Raw genomic sequence first — 22459 nt, forward strand, 5'->3', positions numbered from 1 at the left:
CCGCCCCCTATCTCACTTTGACTTATACATTAAATCGGGATGTTAAAAGAATAACATATCTTGTGAAAAAAAACGCAAATTTTACACATTCTTAGCAAATGAAAATGTTACAATAATGAAGGAATAACAATTGTTTTTATTCTCAAAAAACCATTTATACACTATACTAGGAATAGACTATATTTTTCAAGAAAGAAAGGTTCAGTATATTATGTCGGAAAAAAACTCAAATGCAAAACTTGATTACTCGTTACTATTAATTATTATTTTACTTGCCATTATCAGTATTTTTACTTTATATACATTAGATCCATATCTGGAGCAAAACCCTTTATATGAAAATGTGTACTTAAAACAAATGATCTGGTATATTGCTGGATCCATGGCCATTGCCGTTATTATGATGTTTGATTATGATCGCTTTAGACAAGTCTCCTGGTTACTCTATGGAATAGGTATTATATCCCTTGTTATGCTATATTTCCATTTTCCACCTGGCATAGCTGATGAAGTTAACGGAGCATGGGGCTGGTTTAAATTTCCGGGAATAGGAAGTATACAGCCTGCAGAATTTATGAAAGTGTTTCTGATCATTTTTCTGGCTCATATCATGGTAGCACACAACGAAAAATATCCAGAACATACCGTAAAAATGGATCTATGGCTATTGTGTAAATTGGGGTTCTTCACTCTCATCCCAATTTATTTCTTGATTGAGCAACCAGACCTTGGTGGTGTGTTGGTATTAATTTCCATTACTTCTTGTATGATTCTTGTCTCCGGTATTAAATGGCGCATTATTTTGACTATTTTGGGTACATTTCTGATTTGTTTTATATCTGCTATCACCATCTATTTGACAAATACTGAAGAAGTAAATCAATTCCTCTATGACCATGATCTTGATCACGTAGTGGAACGTTTCCAAGGATGGTTATTTCCAGATCAATACAGTCAAGGTGGGGCCTATCAGACAATAAAAGCCATGTTAGCTATTGGTTCTGGACAATTATCCGGAAAAGGAATTGGTGGAATTCAAGCTGCAAATGAAGTTCCGGAGTACCATACTGATTATATATTTACGGCTATCGCTGAGCAATTTGGATTTTTCGGTTCCAGTATAGTAATTTTAATTTATTTTTTACTTATTTACCGGCTCATTTATATCGCATTAAGATGTAATGATCCGTTTGCCAGCTATATGGTAACCGGAATTATCGGTTTGTTTACTTATCAAGTATTTCAAAATATCGGGATGTCGATTCAATTATTACCTGTTACCGGTTTACCATTACCGTTTATCAGCTATGGTGGGAGTTCGACACTTACCTATATGATTGCTATTGGTATTGTCCTCAGTATCTATTATCGTATAAAAACCTATATGTTTGACGAATCATAGAAAATAAGAAAAACTGGGCAAAACCCGCCCCGCCTTAACTACATGCTAAGTAGGTCTGTGGCGATTGCTATTAGTAGCTATTATGAAATATATCGACCGTTTGACCACCACTCCGGCTGCCCAAGTGGGGGTAATTGCCCCCTACTGATGGCTAGTAAAACTTCAGGTTGTTAGCGTCCGTTATCCCCCACTTATCTTCTTTGATTTACTCGAATCTTGAAGTGGGGGTTTTACGGACGATTAACACCAGATAAACAACATGACTAGTCAACTATCTCTTTATTTATTACACATTTCAAACGTGAATAGGATACCAAAATACTTTGATACCATCGGGTATATGTTTCTTACCTAAACCAAGCGGATAGGAGTTATTTTGATGAAACTAGATATTATAGGTGATATTCATGGATGCTATCAAGAGTTGCAGACACTGCTTGATGATTTAGGTTATCAATGGGAAAATGACCAAATCCATCACCCTGAAGAAAGACAGCTCGCTTTTGTAGGAGATTTAACAGATCGAGGACCACGTTCCCTCGATGTCATTCGTTTTGTCTATCAAGTAGTTGTTACACAGAAAATCGGCTATTATGTTCCAGGTAATCACTGTGACAAATTGTACCGTTATTTTCTCGGTAATAATGTGAAACAACAACATGGATTGGAAACAACGGTAGCAGAATATGAGCAGTTGTCTAAACATGAAAAAGAGGAAGTAAAACAGATGATGATGACACTTTATGAAGAGTCTCCTTTATATCATGTCATTAATAAGTTAGATGCAGTGATCGCACATGCAGGAATTCCTGAAAAATATATAGGAAGGCATGATAAGAAGGTAAAAACATTTGTCCTATATGGAGATATCACCGGGGAAAAACATGCTGATGGCAGACCGGTACGTAGAGATTGGGCTCAGGATTATCATGGGGACAGGTGGATTGTTTACGGACATACACCGGTTTTAGAATCAAGGTTTGTGAATCAAACAGTTAACATTGATACTGGTTGTGTATTTGGCAATAAACTGACAGCCTTCCGCTTACCAGAAGAAGAAATAGTCAGTGTCCAATCCACCATGCCATTTGTAGAAGAAAAGTTCCGGTATTAAAGAAACAATTTCGAAAAATTAAATATAAAAGTGTATGCTACTAAGTTTTATTCTTTATCTTTGAGCCTCAGCCTCTCAAGATGAGCACTTTTTGCTCTTTGAGAGGCTGAGGCTTTGCTATGGAATGTAAGGTACAGCTGATTTTCAATTATGCCTTTAGGAAAGAAGTGTATTTTCTAACCATTCTCTATAATGAAGATTGTTCTTTTAATTTTTCTACCTCGCTATCAATAGTAGAAACGTCTATTCTTTCAAATAAGGGTTTAACGTTTTTGAAAGTGGTTGAATATCTCTCAATTGGCTTCCAATGAAATGCTGGTATTCCTAAGATTTCTTTTATTTCCCCACTTGAAAAAGGTAGAAAAGGACTTAATAGCTGAGCTAAATTCGCAATGATATATACGCAAGTAGCCAATGTATTTTTGCTAAGCTCAGGTGACTCTCTCACTTGAATCCATGGTTGTTGCATATCAAAATATTTATTTGCACTTCTTATAAATTCAAACAGGTCATCTAAAGCTTGTTTAAAATGTGTCTCTTCGATCAGTATCCCTACTTTGGGGTAAAGCTTTTGAACTTCCTTCTTTATTTGTTTATCAATTTTTCCATCTGGTTTCACTCCTTTAAAAGATTTTTCTATAAATTTTAACGTTCTATTCACAAAATTTCCGTAAGCACCTAGTAATTCACTATTGTGACTGTAAACAAACTCTCTCCATGAAAAATCAGAATCTCTATTTTCAGGGGCATTTATAGTTAAGAAGTATCGAATAGAATCAGGATGATATTGTTCAATTATATCTGGCACCCACACCGCCCAGTTTTTACTTGTCGAGAGCTTTTTCTTCTCAACTGTTAAATACTCATTTGAAACGATATGAGTAGGTAAGCCTTGTTCCTTAATCCCTAGCAAGACTGATGGCCAAATGATTGAATGAAATGGAATATTATCCTTCCCGTGTATATAATACGACTTTGTATCTTTTCTCCAAAAACTATTATCATTTTTATTATTTGCTTCAGCCCACTTTTTAGTAGCTGAATAATATCCTGAAACAGCTTCAATCCATACATAAACCTTCTTGTCCTCATAACCAAGTACAGGTACTGAAACACCATTTGATAAATCTCTTGAAACTGCACGATCATGCAAACCTTCTTTTAAATATCGCTCTGTTAATTTAATCGCATTTTCACGCCATAAGCCCTTATTTTTTGCGTTTGCTACATATTCTTCTAACTTTTCTTGAAAGGTACTCAATTTGAAATAGAAGTGTTCTGTGTTTCTGGTAGTGGGAAGATCACCACATATCTTACATTGCTTCTCATGAAGGTCTAATGGGTCTAAAATTTTGGAACAATGGTCACATTGATCCCCTCGTGCATCCTTACCACAATTCGGACAACGACCCTCTACAAAACGGTCTGGTAAAAACTGTTCACAAGTTATACAATATGCCTGCTCAATTTCTTTTTTATAGATTTTGTCGTTATTCAATAAACTTAAAAATATTTCTTGAACGATCCTATGATGGTATTCTGAGTCCGTGCGCGTATAACAATCATATGTGAAACCAAGCTTATCAAAGCATTCATTAAACTCATTGTGATATTTATTAGCTAATTCTACAGGTGTTATCCCTTCTTGCTTCGCTCTAATTGTAATTGGAGTTCCATTACAATCACTTCCAGAAACATAAAGTACGTTATCTCCTTTCATTCTATAATACCGAGCTAAAGTATCTCCTGATAATAGGCTTGAAATATGACCTAAATGCAATGATCCATTTGCATACGGCCAAGCCCCTCCAATTAGTACATTCATTTTCCTTCCTCCTTTTAATTTAAATAGTGCAGAGCGCCCTCTAAGAGGAAGTCGCCTAGCTTCTAAGCAGATGTTTTAACTTTGTACTTTTTAATCATTAAAAAACCTCGCCCTAAGACAAAAACGTTTGTCTAAGGACGAGGTTTAAACCCGTGTTACCACCTTAATTCACTAATTACTTACATAATTAGCCTCAATAAGTACGGAACAATATATGTTCTTATACTCTGACATTTATAACGAGTGCCAAATCTCGTCACAACCTTACTCCATTATGAGTTCAGTTATGCAGCTCAGAGACCATTTTCAATCAAGAATTCAATGCTTCTTTTCAGCTATCGAAGCTCTCTGTAAATGAATAAAGTTGATTTACTCTTCTCATCATTGCTTTTATTGTTATTACTCGGTTATCTTATTACCTTATTATTACATCTTTTATAGATTAATACAACATTTATATTCATTTTTAAATATGTCTATAATTTGCTCATGAATTGTAATTTTTAAACATAATCCTACTTTTCCCCTGCACCTAACTTAAGATTTCTTAAGCATGTCATGAACCTTGGATACTTCTTCATCAGGAACAACCAGATAGTAAATATCTTGACCTCGTGAATTTTCAATATATGTTCCTTCACCTTTCATTTGATAACTATTGATGTTGTTTCGAGTATTACGGTAATTTTTCATCAAGTTTTTCATGTCTTCAAAATCCAAATTAGTTGTTACATTATTACCTAGTACATTAATAAAACTATTAATCTTAGTTACAGATGCGACACTTGCACCTTGATCAATGATTGCCTCGATTACTTGTCTCTGTCGTCCAGTTCTAGCAAAGTCACTATCAAAGTGTCTCATTCTCACATAACCAATTGTCTGCGCACCATTTAACTGAAGTTCTCCTTTTGCGTAATGATACCCTTTTTTATAATAGCCCTCGTCATACCAATCAGTTTTATTTTGAACAGTAATACCACCAACAGTATCAACTAACTCAGCCAAGCCTTCCATATTTACCTTTACATAGTAATCTAATTCGATATCAAGAAAATTTTCTACTGTTGCAACAGACATATCCGTTCCACCAAAGGCATAGGCGTGATTAATTTTATCTTTAACTCCTTTACCGATGATTTCTGTTCTAGTATCTCTAGGGATACTAACTAAATCAATACTTTTTGTTTTTGGATTAAGGGATAACATAAGCAATGCATCAGATCTACCTTTATCACCTTTTCGTTCATCAACACCTAACAAAAGAATATTCAATCGTTCGGCATCTTCTACTTTTTCTTTTCCAACAGCTGTATCTATCGACTTAGTAGGACTGTGTATTTCAGTCTCCACTGTGTTTTTTGCAGTATTATAAATGGATAAAGTATAAACAATAGCTGATACAACAGCAACCATTACGATACCTAATAGAATTTTCCACCATAGTCCTTTTTTATTCTTTTCTTTCCTGTTTTCTTTTGACATTGTAGCACTCCTTTTGTAATTAAAGCCCTCACTGAAAGTTATATTAGTATTCTCCTTTTAAATAGACGAGTTTCCCCTATTAATAGTTTCAATTATTGATAATTTGTTTGTTGATTTAACATATAATGACAAATAAAAAAGAAAGGATTGGTATTGCCCAAACCTTTCTTTTTTTTCTAGCCCTGGTATGAATTTTTACCTTTTTAAGAGCACAACCTATACTTCAGGTGGCGAATAAAGAGTTAATCTATAAAATATTATCCTTTATGTTTAGCTAATTTACACTGCTGCCAGACTTCTTCTAAATCATCTGCAAGCGGAATTTCAAATTCCATTCGTTCCTTTGTGAGTGGGTGATTAAAAGCAAGCTTATGACAGTGTAATGCTTGTCGTTGCAGTTTCGTCGTATCCCCATCGTATAAACTATCACCAATTAAAGGATGACCAATCGAAGAGAAATGAACCCGGATTTGATGCGTTCTTCCTGTTTCTAGTCTAATCTCTACCAACGAAGTATCCTCCAGCTCTTCTTTTACTTGATAATGCGTAACAGCTTTTTTACCGGTAGAGGATACCATTCTTTCAATAATCGAATTTGGAGCTCTATCAATCGGATAAGCCAGCACCCCTTTTTTCTCTGTAAGCTGACCAGCAACGATCGCTTGATACCGTCTATTTACTGTTGCATTGTGCTGATCCTGAAAAAGAATCGAATGACTGTAACGATGTTTGGCAATTAATAATAAGCCAGATGTATCACGGTCCAATCTTGTTACTACATGAACTGTATAAGGAATATGCTGCTGATTATAATGATAAATAATTCCATTGGCTAGCGTGTGACTTGGATGATGATAAGACGGAATAGTTGCCATATGTGGTGCTTTGTTCAACACTAAAACATCGTCATCTTCGTATACTATATCAATCGGTATTGGTTCTGGAACTAATAACTCACTTCTTTTCTCTGGTGGAAAAACCACCTCAACAACATCACTCTCCGAAAGTTGATGACGGACGGTTACGTTACTATTATTGACTAACAGTTTACCACCCTCAAATTTAATCGCAGTTAAAATTCTGCGTGATATTCCTCTAACTTGTAATAAATATTCTCTTAATAATAAGCCGTCGTACTGCTTATTTACTTTCCACTTCAATATATCCACCTACAGTTTATTATGTTCTTTCATCAGAGATGAAGGAGTCGTGTACCCTTTTCCAAAACGGAAAGGCTCTAAATCTGGCAAAACGGATTTTTTCATCGGAGACACGACATTCTATGCGGTCAATATTGTCGTACATTTCGGTATGATGGTCAACTGTAATTAAAAAATTTCTGTCGTGATATAGGGGTAACAGTTCACATACATGATGTTTCGGTAAGATTAAAGGTGAACCGATTGTACGATAGACACGATTATTTATCGACGCCATTTCTGTTATTTGTAAAGCATTAAGCGAGGGATGGAGGATTGCTCCCCCTAACGCCTTATTATATGCAGTGCTCCCAGATGGTGTCGATACACACAATCCATCACCACGAAACCGTTCAAAATGCGCTCCTTTAATATGAACATCCATTGCAACTGTTCCTTCTGATGATTTTACCGAAGCTTCATTTAATGCCACAAATTGCTTATATTGATCACTATCTACTGGATGAATTTTTATATCTAATAGTGGATATTCCACCACTTCAAAAGGTTTCTTCGCAATTTCAATAATTAACTTCTCCACTTCCTCCGGTACCCAATCAGCATAAAAACCTAAATGACCGGTGTGAACCCCTATAAAGGCGGTATCCTTTAATCGGTGTTTATAGGTATGGAAAGCTTCTAAAAACGTGCCATCTCCTCCGACAGAAATAACAAGCTCTGGCTCCTCTTCATCATTTACAAGTGAAAAATCTGCTAAATACTGCTTCATCCTCGATTTAATCACTTCTGATTTATTGTCACTTCTTGACAGGATTGCAAAGCGCATGTCATTACCCTCCATTACTTGTCATTGTTCTCTTTATTTGTTTTGAAAATTCGTTGTGCTTCTTGGATTTCGTCTTTTACTTTTGCCATTTCTTCATCTAATTTGAACGCTGCCTCTGCTGCACGTTTTAGTCTTGTCCTTACCTTTTCAGGAATTCGGCCTTCATATTTATAATTAAGCGAATGCTCATTTGTCGCCCAAAAATTCATTGCTAAAGTGCGAATCTGAATCTCCGCAATAATTTTTCGTTCCCCATGAATCGTTTCCACTGGATAGGAGATAATTAAGTGATAGGAACGGTAACCACTTTCCTTTTTATGATTAATATAATCCCGCTCTTCTATTACCTCAAAATCATTCCGTGATTTCAATCGCTCCACAATATCATAGATATCATCGACAAATTGACAAACTACACGAACACCTGCAATATCTTGCACTTCCTCTTCTATATTATCAATATGTATGTTTTTACGTTTCATCTTGTCTTTAATACTTGATACAGGTTTAACTCTGGCCGTCACAAATTCAATCGGTGAGTGACTGGACTCAAATTCAAATTGAGATCGCATTCCTTTGAGTTTAACCTTTAATTCTTCAACCACCTGTGCATAAGGTGCCAAGAAGTTTTTCCAATTCATGCCTTGCACCACCTATGTTAACATTATCTGAATTTATTTTATCATATATCTTGATAAAGAAGTAATCTTTGCCATTTTCATTATTTTTGCTTTTTTGTTAGAAATCCTTCAAAATATAGTAGCATGAAAGGGTGAAGTGAATGTCACAAGAAATTGAGATTGAATTTAAAAACCTACTAACTAAAGATGAGTATCAACAATTAGTGAAACATTTTAGTTCATATGAACTGACGAAGATAGAACAGAAAAACCACTATTTTGAAACGGTCGATTTTCAATTGAAACAGCATCATGCTGCACTTCGGATCAGAGAAAAAAACAACCAATTTCAACTAACTCTAAAACAACCAAATCAAAATGGTGCTGGTTTATTAGAAACGCATTGTGATATAACAACAGATGAGGCACAACAATGGATCAACGGGCATATTATTTCAAAGGATGAGATAACGGAAGCTCTACATGCTCTACGTATTAATATTCAAGACTTAAAATACGGTGGAATGTTGGAGACATATCGAAAGGAATGTAATTATGATAGCACAACCGTTGTCCTTGACCAGAGCCATTATAACGGTATTACAGACTATGAATTAGAATTAGAAGCGGAAGATGAGCAACATGGTATAGCAGTTTTTCAAGAGCTTTTATCTACTCATCAAATTCCCAAGAGAAGAACGGCGAATAAAATTGAACGATTTTATCATACACTAGAACTGTAGATAGCGCTTTCATTTTAAATATGAGACTTTTTCTATTTTACTGTTCAATAACAGTTGAATGCGTTCTGTTCAAAGGATTAAACTACCAAAACACATAAGTTGCTTGTTCTATGTAAACACTGTTACAATATAGTAACATAAAGAGAGAATTATTTAGTAACATGAAATGAAAGGTTTGGAGTAATATGAGAGAAGAAGCGGGCTCCATTTATGAAGCGATTGGTGGACAGAGAAAAATTGAAGAATTAGTTGAGGCTTTTTACGCACGAGTGTCTAAACATCCTGATCTAATTCCACTCTTCCCAGACGACTTTACCGAAGTCGCTCGGAAACAGAAACAATTTTTGACTCAATTTTTTGGAGGTCCACCATTATATATACAAGAACATGGGCATCCTATGATGAGAAAGCGGCATTTACGCTTTCCAATTACACCGACAAGAAGAGATGCATGGCTTTCCTGTATGGAAGGTGCACTGGAAGAGGCAAATATTGAGGAACCATTTCGAAGTGCAATGTTTGATCGGCTCATACTTACGGCCAATCACATGATGAATACGCCTGAAGAGAAAGGAGAATCATTGTGAATTGGAACTCCGCCGGATCTTGGCAACCTCAAGATCGTAACCAAACAGCGCATTATCACTTTATCGATATTTTAAAGAAGCCAATTGAAATTTATGTGTTTATTGACCCACTTTGTCCTGAATGCTGGTCTCTGGAACCATATTTAAAAAAGCTTTCCATTGAATATGGACGTTTTTTTACGATAAGAACCGTTCTAAGTGGACAACTAACAAATTTGCATAAAGATAAATTTGAAAAGCCACGAAAATTAAAAGATATTTGGGAAAAAACCGCAAGTCGTACTGGAATGAGTTGTGATGGTGATCTCTGGATCGAAAACCCAATTCATTATCCATGGCTTGCTTCCATTGCTATCAAAGCGGCAGAATTACAAGGAAAAAAAGCTGGCAAACGATTCTTACGTAAATTACAAGAGCTTGCTTTTTTAGATAAACAGGATATTTCACGAGAAGAAGTACTATTGGATTGTGCTGATAATGTACACTTGGATATAAATGAATTTCGTGAAGATCTTTATTCAAAATCGTCTAAAAAAGCTTTGCAATGTGATTTGAAGATTACAAAAGAAATGGATGTTGAATATATCCCAACAATGGTTTTCTTCAATGAATCAGAAGACGATGCAGGCTTAAAAATTTCTGGTATTTACCCTTATGAAATTTATGTCAAAGTTCTGAAGCAAATGTTGCAAAAGGAACCTCTACCAGCAATAAAGCCTAAACTGCTGGATTTCATATCACATTATGACTTTGTTGGCACTAAAGAAATCTCAGTAGTCTATGATTGGTCAATGGAAAAAGCAGAAAAGGAAATGAAAAAATTACAACTTAAGCAACTAGTTGAAAAAGTACCAGTAAAGTTTGGTTACTTCTGGAAATATACAAAATAAGTAAAGTGGAGAGCAGCTGATTTTTCACTCTCTTTAACTTTAGCAAAGCGGACATGTTACGTAACATGTCCGCTTCTGCTTTACCTATTACTAGATAAGGGATGGGAGAAAGTTTCAGGTCAAACAAAGGGGTTGTTTGTTTACCTTACCTCTACTATACCAAGCGTCACCCCGCTTGACAATAGGTTTGTGCACAAATTCACAAAAGTTTCACACTTCTAGAATACAGAAATATGCATACGATATAGTATAGTTGCTAATGTTGTATTTATTGGTCACCTTTTAAGGATATTGGTCTCTTGGAAGACTTCCATCAGTGGGGGTTTTACGGACGATTAGCACCGTGATGAAAGTCATGTTATGTGAGTGGTAAACCTTTTATTAAATTGTTTGTCATGGAGTACACTCATTCGAAAATAATAATTAAGTGAATTTTTTCCGTCTGACCCTGATTGATACTTTAGGAATTGCTTATTTATAATGGCATACTGTTGATGGTTCGGTCTATGAACACCCGATAACTTGTCTGTTTTATCCATTAACTCCTTTGGAGGTGCTGCTGTTAATGAAAGTATTACTTTTGATACTTCCGGTATTTGCGTTTATACTTAATATTTTTGGGTTAATGCGAATGATTCCACCGTATTTTACTATACCTATTTTATTTGTCACGATTTACATGTCCGTGTACTTTTGGCGTGATAGAAAACAATTTAAAGGATTTCAAAAGGCCACCAGATAAGGTGGCCTTTTTCCTTAGTTAACTTGATCTAATAATTTTTCCATTTCATCAAGTTTTTCTTCAAATACTTTCAATGCATTGGTAACAGGGGTTTTCTCCGTCATATCAACGCCTGCTTGTTTCAACACTTCAATAGGATAATCACTGCTTCCTGCTTGTAAGTAGCCTAGATATCGTTCAACTGCAGGTTCTTTTTCTTCTAAAATTTGAGCGGCTAATGATTGTGCTGCTGCATAGCCTGTCGCATATTGATAGACATAATAATTGTAGTAAAAGTGTGGGATACGTGACCATTCTAATCCGATTTCTTCATCTACAACCAAGTCATCACCAAAATACTTTTTGTTCAAATCATAGTATAGTTCAGTTAGACGATCTGCAGTTAAGGCTTCTCCGTCCTGTGCTAATACGTGAATTTGATGCTCAAATTCAGCAAACATAGTCTGTCTAAACACAGTACCTCGGAATCCTTCTAAAAAGTGATTAAGCAAGAATAATTTTTCCTTCTTATCATCCGTTTTCTTCACTAAATAATTATTCAATAATGCTTCATTACAAGTAGAAGCTACTTCCGCAACAAAAATGGAATAGTTTCCGTAGCGGTATGGTTGATGCTTATGTGTATAATAGCTATGCATTGAGTGACCTAGTTCATGTGCCAATGTAAATAAGTTATTTAAATTGTCCTGCCAATTCATTAAAATGTATGGGTTTGTACTATAGGCACCAGAAGAATATGCTCCACTCCGCTTTCCTTTGTTCTCCTCGACATCAATCCAACGTTCATTGAATGCCCTTTGCATGACATGTAAGTAATCTTCTCCTAAAGGTTTTAACGCTTCTGTCACTGTTTCTTGTGCTTGTTCATAAGTGAATGACATATCGACATCTTTCACTAATGGTGTATACAGGTCATACATGTGCAATTCTTCTATATCTAATACCTTTTTCCTTAATGCTACATATCGTTGTAGTAATGGCAGTCCTTCATGGATTGCTTCAATCAGATTATCATATACTTTTTCGGGAATATTATTTTTGTTTAAAGCTGCTTGTCTTGCAGAATCATAGTTACGGATTTTTGCATAGAAATTATCTTTTTTGACAACTCCTTGTAGTGTTGAAGCAAATGTATTTTTTAAACTGCCATATGTGTCATACATCGCTTTAAATGCATCACGACGAACTCGCTGCTCTTTGGACTCGAGGAAATTAATATAACGGCCATGTGTTAAATCCACTTCATTTCCTTGCTCATCTTTTACAGATGGAAAGGTAAGATCTGCGTTGTTAAGCATACTAAATGTTTGGGACGGATTGTCCGTTACTTCTGATGCTTCTGCTAATAGTACTTCTTCTTTTTCGGTTAGAACATGTGGACGCTGGCGATTAATTTCATCTAATGTATGTTTATATAAACGTAAGCCTTCATGCTCCTTTAAATACTGTTCTAATGTCTGCTCATCCAATTTCAAGATCTCAGGCGTAATAAAACTCATCGTACTGGAAGCTTGAGTAATCAAATTTTCCGCTTTACCATTCATCGCTTGATAGAAAGAGTTTGTTGTATCCTGATCATAACGCATATGTGCGTATGTATAGAGTTTGCTTAAACGATCTGATACTTCATCTTGTAATTGTAATAATTGATATACATTTTCCGCTCCATCCTTCAAGGTTCCTTGAAAATCTTGAAATTTAGGTAATAACGCCTTTACTTCTTCCCATTCCTTGTCCCATTCATTATCTGTCGCAAAAATGTCATCTAATTTCCATGTCAACTCTTCAGGTATATCTTCACGTTTCGGTAGTGATTTCTGTGCCTTTGCCATTTAAATTCCTCCTTCATTGTTACTGTGCCCTTATTATAACTTATTTACGTATTGTTCATACAGTAGTACGATTTACTTGGTATTTAGTTTCAGAGACATCCTTTAAAATACCTATACGCACTAGTATCCGTAAATATTCACCAACCGGGTCATTTGTTGGCAGAACTAAAGGGAAACAATCTGAAGAATGGTAATGATCACGGAGAAGATGTATTGCTTGATCTGTTGTAAAATATTCTTTTTTTAATATGAGGTCAATGTAGAGTCTGGATTGCCAAATCCATGGTGGAGTTTTCAACTGAAATTGCGTGGTAATTGGAAGATAAATGAAGGATGGTAAAGTTTGTACATTTAATTGATGAAGATAAAGCCATTGTCTCCATTCATTCTCTTGGCGCTGATAAGGTGAACTTGGCTTATTTCTCCATTTTTGCTTGTGCTGTTGCCAATATTTGCGAAATAATGCTTTATTGCGATACCTTGGTTGAAATAAATCTTGCCATAGAAGAGATGATAACGAAGATATATGGATGGCTCCAAATGTGTTCGTTTTCGATAAAAAGATCAAATCTTGATAGATGATAAAACGTTTCGTATTGGAACAATAATAGAAAATGCTTAATGGTAAGGACGGATAAAATTGATGCAGAAATGTTTGATCATTAGAGGGAATCCTGAGGGATTGTGTGCCTTTTCGCTGTAATTTGTTGGCTCCAAGGATCCAAATCGGAATAACACCTATAGAACGGTAACCTTCTGTTCTCCGACAAATTTCCTGTATAGTAATAGCAGCACATTGATATTCTATTGCAATTCTTTTCTTCTTCATCTCTAAGAATACATCAGCCCTTTGTTTAATATCAGGAAAATAATGCTCTAACTGTACTTGATAGCCTTGGTCACTTAGCCACAGATAAATATCCTTTTTTCCATTCTCATGATAACTTCCTTCACCAGAAAGGGCGCAATTACTTTTGGAGTAATGAGCAAAGTGTGGTGTGTTTTTCAATCCTGCTTTTATCATTAATGGTTCTTTACAAGCGGGACAGAAAAATTGTTGCTTTCTTTTTTGCTTTATTTCGTCACGATTCATTTTCCAAATAGGTACAAGCTCTCCTTTTTGATTAACTGCTTGTAGCAAAAAAACACCTCCATGTAGTTATAATTCTACAAAAAGGTGCTTTTTCCTTCTCTATTATTCCGTTTTTCCTGGTATCGAATTTTTGATAAAGAAAGCTAAGAAAAAGCCTCCTGCTGAAATGATACCAGCAACCATAAATGAAACATTGGAACCATGGACCATTCCTGCCAAGCCATCATTAGGGATCGCTTGATTCATCATAACGGAAACAAGCAATGCTGTACCAAGTGCGCCGGCCATTTGACGCATTGTATTATTCATTGCTGTCCCATGAGGGATTACTTCGTTTGGCAACTGATTCAATCCGGCAGTTGTTACCGGCATCATCACCATCGAAATACTAAACATTCGCACTGCATTCACTGTTGCAATGTAAGCAAAGGTTGTCTCCGTTGTGAGAATGGCCAATAAGAAAGTAGTGATCGTAAGTATTCCTAACCCTACTACAGCTAGCCATTTTCCTCCAAAACGGTCGAATAAGCGCCCAGTTATTGGGTTCATTAATCCCATTAAAACAGCACCAGGTAACAATGCTAAACCTGACTCCAAAGCAGTAAACCCTAGATAATCCTGCATCATGATTGGTAAAATAATTGCTCCACCAATCATTGCTAAAAAGGATATCATGCCAATAACAGTAGTCAAGCTAAACATACTATACTTAAATATACGGAATTCCAGAATCGGTTTTTCCAACTTGAACTGACGACGGATAAAGAAATATAACGTAACTGCACCAACAATTAACGGAATAAGTACCATACCACTTAACCAGCCATGATTAACATCGCCAGCCATACTGAATCCATATAGAATACCACCGAAACCTAGAGTTGATAACATGATCGAGATAACATCTACTTTCGGGAATGTTTGTTTTGTTACATTGACTAATATTTTATTAGCAACGAACAAGTCAATGATGGCGATCGGTAACACGACATAGAACAAACTTCTCCATGGAAAATTTTCTACTAACCAACCTGATAATGTTGGTCCAATTGCCGGGGCAAATGCAATGACCATTCCAAATAGTCCCATTGCTGTCCCACGCTTTTCAATTGGATATATTAAAAACATAATGGTCTGCATTAAAGGCATCATAATACCTGCACCAGCAGCTTGTAATACTCTACCCACCATTAAAACTGAAAATCCTGGAGCAACTGCTGCTATTAATGTTCCAATAGCGAAACTCCCCATTGCAGTTAAAAATAATGCCCTTGTTGTAAAACGTTCAATCAAAAACGCTGTAACTGGGATCATAATCCCGTTTACAAGCATAAAAATCGATTGTAACCACTGTGCAGTAGCCGCATCGATTTGTAAGTCTTCCATAATATGAGGTAATGCTGTTCCTAGTAACGTTTGGTTTAATATTGCGACGAAGGCACCTGACATTAAAACAATCATCAACGGTGTTCGTTTAATCTCTATATCATTGTTCATATTCTTCCTTCTCTCTATTTTTTACATAACAGGGTACATCATAACATAAATTATTTCGATATACGAAATAAATGCAACATTTTTTTAAAAGCAACGATATTTTTTTATTATATGCGGAATAGTAATTTATATTTTTGGATGTTGGATGAAAACTATTCCTGGATACATACATAGAAAAAATCGGGAAATCCGCCCGTCTGTTCTTCCTAATTTCAAATGAATTGTTTTCCCTAACGTTTATTTCCTCGATTAACTTGAACTTGAAAGTCAGGTCTTGAAACCGTTTAACACTGTGATAAAGCTATTTATAGTAATAAATTTGTTCATCCTTGTTGGATTGTCAATTATCCTGTTTTATTCTAAAAATCTTAGCTCTTGCTTATTGGATTTGTCGTTTATCTCGTTTGTGGATTCCTCAACTTTTTAGGAAAGTGTAGAGGGTGCTCGTTTAGAAAGGTAGCGGCTTCAGAATCAACTGCGATAACGGAATCTCGGTGAGCAAGGTACCCCACCACAAGGTATATGTACGACTATGCAGCTCCAATCGGCAAGTTTCTTTATTATTGTGCGCTTTCGTGATCAAGACTTTGTAATTTTATTAGCCATAATAAAACTGTGAAAAGACACTCTCTTTCCACAGTTCATAATAGGTTTTTGTCTTATGGTCCAAACTTCTGTCAAAACAAAAAGAAAAAAACTAAGCATCATTATAGATACTTAGTTAACGTGCAAAATGTTCACTAACTTGTTCCAGTGCATCTTCTTCAAAAATCATTTTTCCGTATTCTTCGACCACAAAACATGTTACCGTTGATTCCTGACCAAATTCTAAAATCTGACTGATTAAATCTTCTTGCTCATCATCTGTCAAATAATCTTCGTCAAATCGAGTAATCAGCATGTATTGATTGTCGTAATAATATAACTCATCTCTCATTCCTATAGACGATTCAAAAACGTGGCTTAATTGAATAATATCTTCTAACTCTTTGAAGTTTACCACCACAACAAAATCTTGCCCATATTGTTGTTCCAATTCTGGCACTTCTTTCTCTGTAGGACCGAACTTTTCTTCTAGAAGTGATTCAATCTTATCATCAACCGGCATATCAATTGTTTTTCCAGACTCTGTTGGAAGTTGCAAGTTTTGACCATCTTTAGAAATTTGTGCTTTCGTCACTACAATTTCCAGACCTTTTTCAAGAGCTTGCACTTGAATCCATAATGGACCATCAATTTGAAAGTCTTCTTCATTATAATTGACTTCATCCATTACTTGCCAAAAGAGTTGTTCACTCTTTTCACGGTTATACCAGATTTCTTCCCGATCAAAGCCGCGATCTTCGATGTCCATATAAGAGATGTAAAATTTTATTGTATTTTCGTTAATTCTTTCTATTTCCATCCTGTAACTCTCCCTTCTTGATAAGTGATTGGGTTGGAAGGGATCAATGTTCTTCTATCTAAACCCTTATTAATACATATACCCTTTTGGTCATCCTATCTTAACTTAAAAAGGATGTTACCTCTATTGTATGATAGTTACTGCTTATTTGAAAACATAAAAACCTAAAAAAATAAAATTGGACCTTATAACAATGTATTAATTATAGATTGTAGCTTATTATACCCTATTTGTCACTAGTTAATTGTTTAAATCATGAAAAAATACACATATGATTCTGCTCGAAATATTTTCTCACAAGTGTCTGCGTATTCTGCTTAAACTACAAGTGTTTTTTCATGATCACGTTTGTACAACCGACGGAATATACATTGCACTGTATGGCTTTTGTAAGCAATTGACTTTTAATAAAAAAGCAGATCTCAAAAATAAGATCTGCTTTTCCTTTTAGTTTACCATTCTTTGTGCTTCTCTTAATTGGAAAGTACGAACTGTACGTGGTAAGAAGCGACGAATTTCATCTTCATTGTAGCCAACTTGTAGTCTTTTCTCATCTAAAATAATTGGTCTTCTTAATAATCCAGGGTTATCTTGAATCAATTGGAATAAATCTTTTAATGGAAGCTGATCCAAGTTTACATTTAATTTCTGGAATACTTTCGAACGAGTTGAAATGATCTCATCTGTTCCATCTTCAGTCATTCTTAAAATTTCTTTAATCTCATCAAGCGTTAATGGTTCTGAGAAAATGTTGCGCTCTTGAAATGGAATATCGTGCTCCTCTAACCATGCTTTCGCTTTACGACATGATGTACAACTTGGCGAGGTATAAAGTGTTACCATGTAACTTCACTCCTCAAAATGGATTAATTTATATTTAGATGCTTGTCACTTACACCTTTTATTACTTTAAAATGAATCTAATCTATTATCTATGTACTAAGTATACTATATCTTGTAATGGAATGATAGGGTATTATGTGTTTTTCTTCACTTTTTACATATCTTTGTCTTTATCAAGAGTATACCCTCACAATTCATAACTAAACACATTTTATAACTTTATTTATTATTTTTTTCGTTACGTTGTTTATCTAATGTGGTAAAGATATCATCCGCTTCCCTGCCATCATTATATGTTAATACTTCATCGACAGGCTGATAGGATTTTCCGTAAATTTCTTTATCCTTGTATGTATGAATATCTTCATACATCCGTTTCATTTGTTCATAAATTGCTTCTTCATCTTCTCCAGTTGGAGACCAATATAAAATTTCTAAGGTATTTGTCTCATCTGTAGCTAATGACTTTCTTGTGTAACCAATCGATACGGCATGCTTAAAGCCTTCTCTTTGATAGAAATGTAACCTTTTGGTTGAGTCACTATCCTTATAGTCATACGGCTCAACTTCTAGAATAATTGGTTTATTTTTTTTCTTCAGTTTGTCCATAAGCTGATGACCGATACCTTGTCCACGTGACTCCTTCGATACATAGACATAGTCAATAAAAAGAAATGTAGGAAACTCAGCATACATTAATACGTGATGAGGTCCTTCATCTTTGTAATAAACATCTCCTTTTTCTTTTAATAGTAATTCCATATGTTGTTTTGATTTCATTTCCTCTAGTGGGAAATATTGATTTAATTTCTCGTACCAATTCAACACTAATCTCCCCTTTATTAAAGTGCTCCAGTTGTATAGAATCACTCTCATTATACCCTTATTTACTTTAATTACTCGCTAAAAAGAATATTGTCTCAATAGAAAGGACCTCACATGTTGTGAGGCTAATCTAATGGTGTGTAATCGACTCCTTCAGTATATGAGTTTCCAGCATTCCAAATTAAAAATTCATCAATACCATTCTCATTTAAAGCTTTGATCTGAGCTTCCACTTCTTCCACTTCATACTGGAAAGTAGGACCACTATACAGCCATGGCGCCTCAAAATCTTGAATCCATGGTCTTGATACTGGTGGATTTTCTAATGCACCTAATACTTTATTTTCCACTTTAGCATATTCATTAACCAAACGATATGGTTCTTTATCAGGAAAATCGATACCGAAATATGGTGTCCAATGACTAGGATAAATCATAGATGAAATTACATCGACATTATTTGCGATTTTTGAAAAGTTTTGTCCAATACCTGGTGTTTCTTCAATTGTTGCAGCATAACCAAATATATCAACAGAAACATCTACATTGTAATATGCTAATTCTTCCCTCGCATATGCAACAAAATCTGTCACAGCTTTTACTCTTTTCTTAATTTCATCAAGTTCAACGTCAGCGTAATCCCCTTGATCATATTCTAGTTCCTTATCACGTTTTTCAAAGCCTTCCGGAAAGCGAACATAATCAAATTGAATTTCTTTAAAGCCTAGCTCTGCTGCCCTTTTGGCGATATCAAGGTTATATTCCCAGACTTCTTTTTGAAATGGGCTAACAAATGATTCGCCTTTACCATTTGTCCAAACTTTGCCGTCTTTCGTAAAAGATAAATCTGGCCTTGCTTCAGCTAAGACAGAATCTTTAAATACAACAATACGAGCTATTGGGTAAATCCCTTTCTTTTCAAGGGTTTTCAATACTTTTTTAGGGTCTTTCATGAAATTATGAGCAACGCCCTCATATGGTAATTTTTCATCAGGTTTAAACGTAACATAGCCATGATCCTCTTTAATATCGATTACCATCGCATTCAAGTCAGTTGATTCAATAAGATCTAATAATGTTTCGAATCTGCTTCCACCAGCAGAATGACCAGTTACATATATTCCTCGCACAGCATCTGGATATTCAAATTTCAAATCAGATACAAACGAAAATCGTGCTAATGCTTCAGGCAATGTATGTTTTATTAATTCGGTGCCCATTTTTTTGTGGGCATGTGCCTGTAGTGTTACTTCTTTTTCTTCCTCTGCGCTTACTGTAGTTGTGATTACTACTAACAGGATCATCGCAACCATCATGCTGACTGACCATTTAATGTACTTACGCATACCATCAATCTCCTACAACTAAATTTATGTATAACCTTATTATATAGAATTACTGACCTCTTTTGTTAATATTCATTAAAAAATTTATAAAAAAAGCGAATTTAGTCCTTTTAACTTACTTTTTGTGTTTTGTTTAGAGTATATTTGACTAATTTCGAGTTTAAAGTGAGACTTCCATTAGTGGGGGTTTTACGGACGATTAGTACCGTGATAAAAAGCTCCTATCCTATATTGGATAAGAGCTTTCACTTCATTTATTTTGATATGCTTTATATTCTTTTTCTGTGCATAATACCCAGTGTCCTGGTGTTACTTCTCTAAATTCAGCATCCGCTGTATCATGTTGTGCTGGATCATAAATGGTCCGCTCACGATTACGTTCAAAGTCAGGATCCGGTAATGGAATCGCTGATAGGAGAGACTTTGTGTAAGGATGTAATGGATTTTCGTATAACTCATTACTATCCGCAAGCTCTACAATCCTTCCAAAATACATTACTGCAATACGGTCACTAATATATTTAACCATAGAAAGGTCATGAGCAATAAAAAGATATGTCAAACCATGCTCTTCTTGTAATTCCTTCATTAAGTTGACTACCTGTGCTTGAATCGATACATCCAAAGCAGAAATAGGTTCATCAGCAATGATAAACTCTGGATCAACGGCTAACGCTCTGGCAATCCCGATACGTTGGCGTTGACCACCACTAAATTCATGTGGATAACGAGTCGCATGCTCTTTGTTTAAACCAACAGTATCTAGTAGTTCTTCCACGCGTTTCGTTTTTTTAGCTTCATTTTTAATTAATCCATGAATCTGTATACCTTCTAAAATGATCTCCTTTACTGTCATCCTAGGATTCAAGGATGCATACGGATCTTGGAAAATCATTTGCATTTGACGATTAAATTGTTTTATATCTTTTTTTGACTTACTTCCGTGAACATCAACACCATTAAACTTCACTTCACCACTTGTCGCATCATATAAGCGGATGATCGTTCTTCCAGTCGTTGATTTCCCACAACCGGACTCACCAACTAATCCAAAGGTTTCACCACGGTAAATGTCAAAGCTAATACCATCTACTGCTTTAACAACACTGTTTCTACCTGTTTGGAAATGTTGCTTTAGATTTTTGACTTCTAAAATTTTTTCTTTATTCATGATGGGTTCTCCTCTCCAGAAGAGATATTACCTTTCATCCGCTTCTTGACCGCTTCAGGGGGATCCACATCTGGTGCATCGTCATGCAACAACCAAGTTGCAGCATAATGTGAATCTGAAACCTTAAACAATGGTGGTTCCTCTTCCAAGTCAATTTGCATCGCATATTCATTACGTGCAGCGAATGCATCCCCTTTTGGCGGATTCATTAAATCAGGCGGAGTACCAGGTATTGCAATTAATTTTTCTTCATCACTATCTACTGTTGGCATAGAGCCAAGTAATCCCCAAGTATAAGGGTGTTTAGGATTGTAGAAAATGTCATCCACTGTACCAATTTCGACAATTTTACCTGCGTACATAACTGCTACACGATCTGCTACGTTCGCTACTACTCCTAAATCATGTGTAATAAAAATGATGGAGGTATCCATTTTCTTCTGAATATCTTTCATTAATTCTAATATTTGTGCTTGTATAGTTACATCAAGTGCTGTTGTCGGTTCATCCGCAATTAACACTTTTGGATTACATGCAAGTGCTATGGCAATAACAACACGTTGTCTCATACCACCAGAAAATTGATGAGGATACTGATCGATTCGTTTAGCGGGATCAGGAATCCCAACTAATTCGAGCAACTCAATCGCACGTTTACGCGCCTCCGTTTTTGATAATTCCTGGTGTAAAATGAGACCTTCCATAATTTGCTTACCAATTTTCATCGTTGGATTTAAAGACGTCATCGGATCTTGGAAAATCATCGACATATCTTTCCCACGAATTTTTTGCATTTCTTTATAGGATAGTTTCGTTAGATCGTTTCCTTCAAAAAGAATTTCTCCTTTGGGAATGTGCCCCGCTGGTTTTGCAACAAGTCCCATTAACGCTTTTGTTGTTACAGACTTGCCGGAACCGGACTCCCCAACAATTGCTAATGTTTCTCCTTTATTCAATGCAAAATTAACACCTCTTACCGCTTGTACAGTACCACCGTAAGTGTCAAACGATACATGTAAATTACGAACATCTAAAATTGGATCCATCTTCACA

19 protein-coding genes and 1 other annotated feature are annotated in these 22459 nt (G+C 35.5%); of the genes, 5 read left to right on the plus strand and 14 right to left on the minus strand.

The window, feature by feature from the left end:
- Positions 1-211 precede the first annotated feature (211 nt).
- Positions 212-1402, plus strand: a complete 1191-nt coding sequence (locus ACTWP4_RS14830) for an FtsW/RodA/SpoVE family cell cycle protein (protein ID WP_443129558.1) — start codon at positions 212-214, stop codon at positions 1400-1402.
- A 379-nt stretch (positions 1403-1781) separates the two neighbouring features.
- Positions 1782-2516: a bis(5'-nucleosyl)-tetraphosphatase PrpE gene (gene prpE, locus ACTWP4_RS14835; protein WP_443129559.1), complete on the plus strand. Its 735-nt coding sequence runs from the start codon at positions 1782-1784 to the stop codon at positions 2514-2516.
- Positions 2517-2703: 187 nt separating this feature from the next.
- On the opposite strand, the gene metG is transcribed toward prpE, so the two are convergent.
- From metG to ACTWP4_RS14860, 5 genes are all read right to left on the minus strand, one after another.
- Entirely contained in the window at positions 2704-4341 is a 1638-nt protein-coding gene (gene metG / locus ACTWP4_RS14840; protein WP_443129560.1) for a methionine--tRNA ligase, read from the minus strand.
- A 130-nt stretch (positions 4342-4471) separates the two neighbouring features.
- Positions 4472-4735 (minus strand) — a binding site (T-box leader).
- Between the two features lie 143 nt (positions 4736-4878).
- A complete protein-coding gene (locus ACTWP4_RS14845; RefSeq protein ID WP_443129561.1) occupies positions 4879-5826 on the minus strand; it encodes an LCP family glycopolymer transferase in 948 nt (315 codons plus the stop codon).
- A gap of 257 nt (positions 5827-6083) precedes the next feature.
- Entirely contained in the window at positions 6084-6986 is a 903-nt protein-coding gene (locus tag ACTWP4_RS14850) for an RluA family pseudouridine synthase (protein WP_443129562.1), read from the minus strand.
- Between the two features lie 19 nt (positions 6987-7005).
- A complete protein-coding gene (locus ACTWP4_RS14855; protein ID WP_443129563.1) occupies positions 7006-7812 on the minus strand; it encodes an NAD kinase in 807 nt (268 codons plus the stop codon).
- A gap of 14 nt (positions 7813-7826) precedes the next feature.
- The gene (locus tag ACTWP4_RS14860; protein ID WP_443129564.1) at positions 7827-8453 is read right to left on the minus strand and encodes a GTP pyrophosphokinase; all 627 of its coding nucleotides are present in this window, start codon (positions 8451-8453) and stop codon (positions 7827-7829) included.
- A gap of 140 nt (positions 8454-8593) precedes the next feature.
- Between ACTWP4_RS14860 and ACTWP4_RS14865 the strand changes: the two genes are divergently transcribed.
- The 3 genes from ACTWP4_RS14865 (at position 8594) to ACTWP4_RS14875 (ending at position 10652) form a co-directional block, all read left to right on the plus strand.
- Complete coding sequence (locus ACTWP4_RS14865; protein WP_443129565.1) at positions 8594-9175, plus strand: CYTH domain-containing protein; 582 nt, start codon at positions 8594-8596, stop codon at positions 9173-9175.
- 185 nt (positions 9176-9360) lie between these two features.
- Positions 9361-9762, plus strand: a complete 402-nt coding sequence (locus ACTWP4_RS14870; RefSeq protein ID WP_443129566.1) for a globin domain-containing protein — start codon at positions 9361-9363, stop codon at positions 9760-9762.
- Positions 9759-10652, plus strand: a complete 894-nt coding sequence (locus ACTWP4_RS14875; protein WP_443129567.1) for a ClpXP adapter SpxH family protein — start codon at positions 9759-9761, stop codon at positions 10650-10652. The genes ACTWP4_RS14870 and ACTWP4_RS14875 overlap by 4 nt, the downstream gene beginning before the upstream one ends.
- 756 nt (positions 10653-11408) lie before the next feature.
- Here the strand turns inward: ACTWP4_RS14875 and pepF are convergent.
- The 9 genes from pepF to ACTWP4_RS14920 all read right to left on the minus strand — a co-directional run bounded on the left by pepF (position 11409) and on the right by ACTWP4_RS14920 (position 22452).
- On the minus strand, positions 11409-13226 hold the full coding sequence (pepF, locus tag ACTWP4_RS14880) for an oligoendopeptidase F (protein WP_443129568.1): 1818 nt from the start codon (positions 13224-13226) through the stop codon (positions 11409-11411).
- A 55-nt stretch (positions 13227-13281) separates the two neighbouring features.
- Entirely contained in the window at positions 13282-14367 is a 1086-nt protein-coding gene (locus ACTWP4_RS14885) for a competence protein CoiA (protein WP_443129569.1), read from the minus strand.
- Between the two features lie 54 nt (positions 14368-14421).
- Entirely contained in the window at positions 14422-15816 is a 1395-nt protein-coding gene (locus ACTWP4_RS14890; RefSeq protein ID WP_443129570.1) for an MDR family MFS transporter, read from the minus strand.
- Between the two features lie 721 nt (positions 15817-16537).
- Positions 16538-17221, minus strand: a complete 684-nt coding sequence (mecA, locus tag ACTWP4_RS14895) for an adaptor protein MecA (protein WP_443129571.1) — start codon at positions 17219-17221, stop codon at positions 16538-16540.
- Positions 17222-17668: 447 nt separating this feature from the next.
- Entirely contained in the window at positions 17669-18064 is a 396-nt protein-coding gene (spxA, locus tag ACTWP4_RS14900) for a transcriptional regulator SpxA (RefSeq protein ID WP_443129572.1), read from the minus strand.
- 219 nt (positions 18065-18283) lie between these two features.
- The gene (locus ACTWP4_RS14905) at positions 18284-18889 is read right to left on the minus strand and encodes a GNAT family N-acetyltransferase (protein WP_443129586.1); all 606 of its coding nucleotides are present in this window, start codon (positions 18887-18889) and stop codon (positions 18284-18286) included.
- Between the two features lie 125 nt (positions 18890-19014).
- The gene (locus tag ACTWP4_RS14910) at positions 19015-20235 is read right to left on the minus strand and encodes a putative glycoside hydrolase (RefSeq protein ID WP_443129573.1); all 1221 of its coding nucleotides are present in this window, start codon (positions 20233-20235) and stop codon (positions 19015-19017) included.
- 250 nt (positions 20236-20485) lie between these two features.
- Entirely contained in the window at positions 20486-21406 is a 921-nt protein-coding gene (locus ACTWP4_RS14915) for an ABC transporter ATP-binding protein (RefSeq protein WP_443129574.1), read from the minus strand.
- Positions 21403-22452 (minus strand): ABC transporter ATP-binding protein, encoded by a 1050-nt coding sequence (locus ACTWP4_RS14920; RefSeq protein ID WP_443129575.1) that lies wholly within the window; start codon positions 22450-22452, stop codon positions 21403-21405. The genes ACTWP4_RS14915 and ACTWP4_RS14920 overlap by 4 nt, the downstream gene beginning before the upstream one ends.
- Positions 22453-22459 lie beyond the last annotated feature (7 nt).

This window comes from Gracilibacillus sp. D59 (genome assembly GCF_052246695.1).
In the GTDB taxonomy this organism is placed as follows: domain Bacteria; phylum Bacillota; class Bacilli; order Bacillales; family Amphibacillaceae; genus Gracilibacillus.

Coding starts and splice junctions, on each gene's coding strand:
- ACTWP4_RS14830 (WP_443129558.1), top strand. CDS start 212: ATGTCGGAAAAAAACTCAAATGCAAAACTTGATTACTCGTTACTATTA.
- prpE (WP_443129559.1), top strand. CDS start 1,782: ATGAAACTAGATATTATAGGTGATATTCATGGATGCTATCAAGAGTTG.
- metG (WP_443129560.1), bottom strand. CDS start 4,341: ATGAATGTACTAATTGGAGGGGCTTGGCCGTATGCAAATGGATCATTG.
- ACTWP4_RS14845 (WP_443129561.1), bottom strand. CDS start 5,826: ATGTCAAAAGAAAACAGGAAAGAAAAGAATAAAAAAGGACTATGGTGG.
- ACTWP4_RS14855 (WP_443129563.1), bottom strand. CDS start 7,812: ATGCGCTTTGCAATCCTGTCAAGAAGTGACAATAAATCAGAAGTGATT.
- ACTWP4_RS14860 (WP_443129564.1), bottom strand. CDS start 8,453: ATGAATTGGAAAAACTTCTTGGCACCTTATGCACAGGTGGTTGAAGAA.
- ACTWP4_RS14865 (WP_443129565.1), top strand. CDS start 8,594: ATGTCACAAGAAATTGAGATTGAATTTAAAAACCTACTAACTAAAGAT.
- ACTWP4_RS14870 (WP_443129566.1), top strand. CDS start 9,361: ATGAGAGAAGAAGCGGGCTCCATTTATGAAGCGATTGGTGGACAGAGA.
- pepF (WP_443129568.1), bottom strand. CDS start 13,226: ATGGCAAAGGCACAGAAATCACTACCGAAACGTGAAGATATACCTGAA.
- ACTWP4_RS14890 (WP_443129570.1), bottom strand. CDS start 15,816: ATGAACAATGATATAGAGATTAAACGAACACCGTTGATGATTGTTTTA.
- mecA (WP_443129571.1), bottom strand. CDS start 17,221: ATGGAAATAGAAAGAATTAACGAAAATACAATAAAATTTTACATCTCT.
- spxA (WP_443129572.1), bottom strand. CDS start 18,064: ATGGTAACACTTTATACCTCGCCAAGTTGTACATCATGTCGTAAAGCG.
- ACTWP4_RS14910 (WP_443129573.1), bottom strand. CDS start 20,235: ATGCGTAAGTACATTAAATGGTCAGTCAGCATGATGGTTGCGATGATC.
- ACTWP4_RS14915 (WP_443129574.1), bottom strand. CDS start 21,406: ATGAATAAAGAAAAAATTTTAGAAGTCAAAAATCTAAAGCAACATTTC.
- ACTWP4_RS14920 (WP_443129575.1), bottom strand. CDS start 22,452: ATGGATCCAATTTTAGATGTTCGTAATTTACATGTATCGTTTGACACT.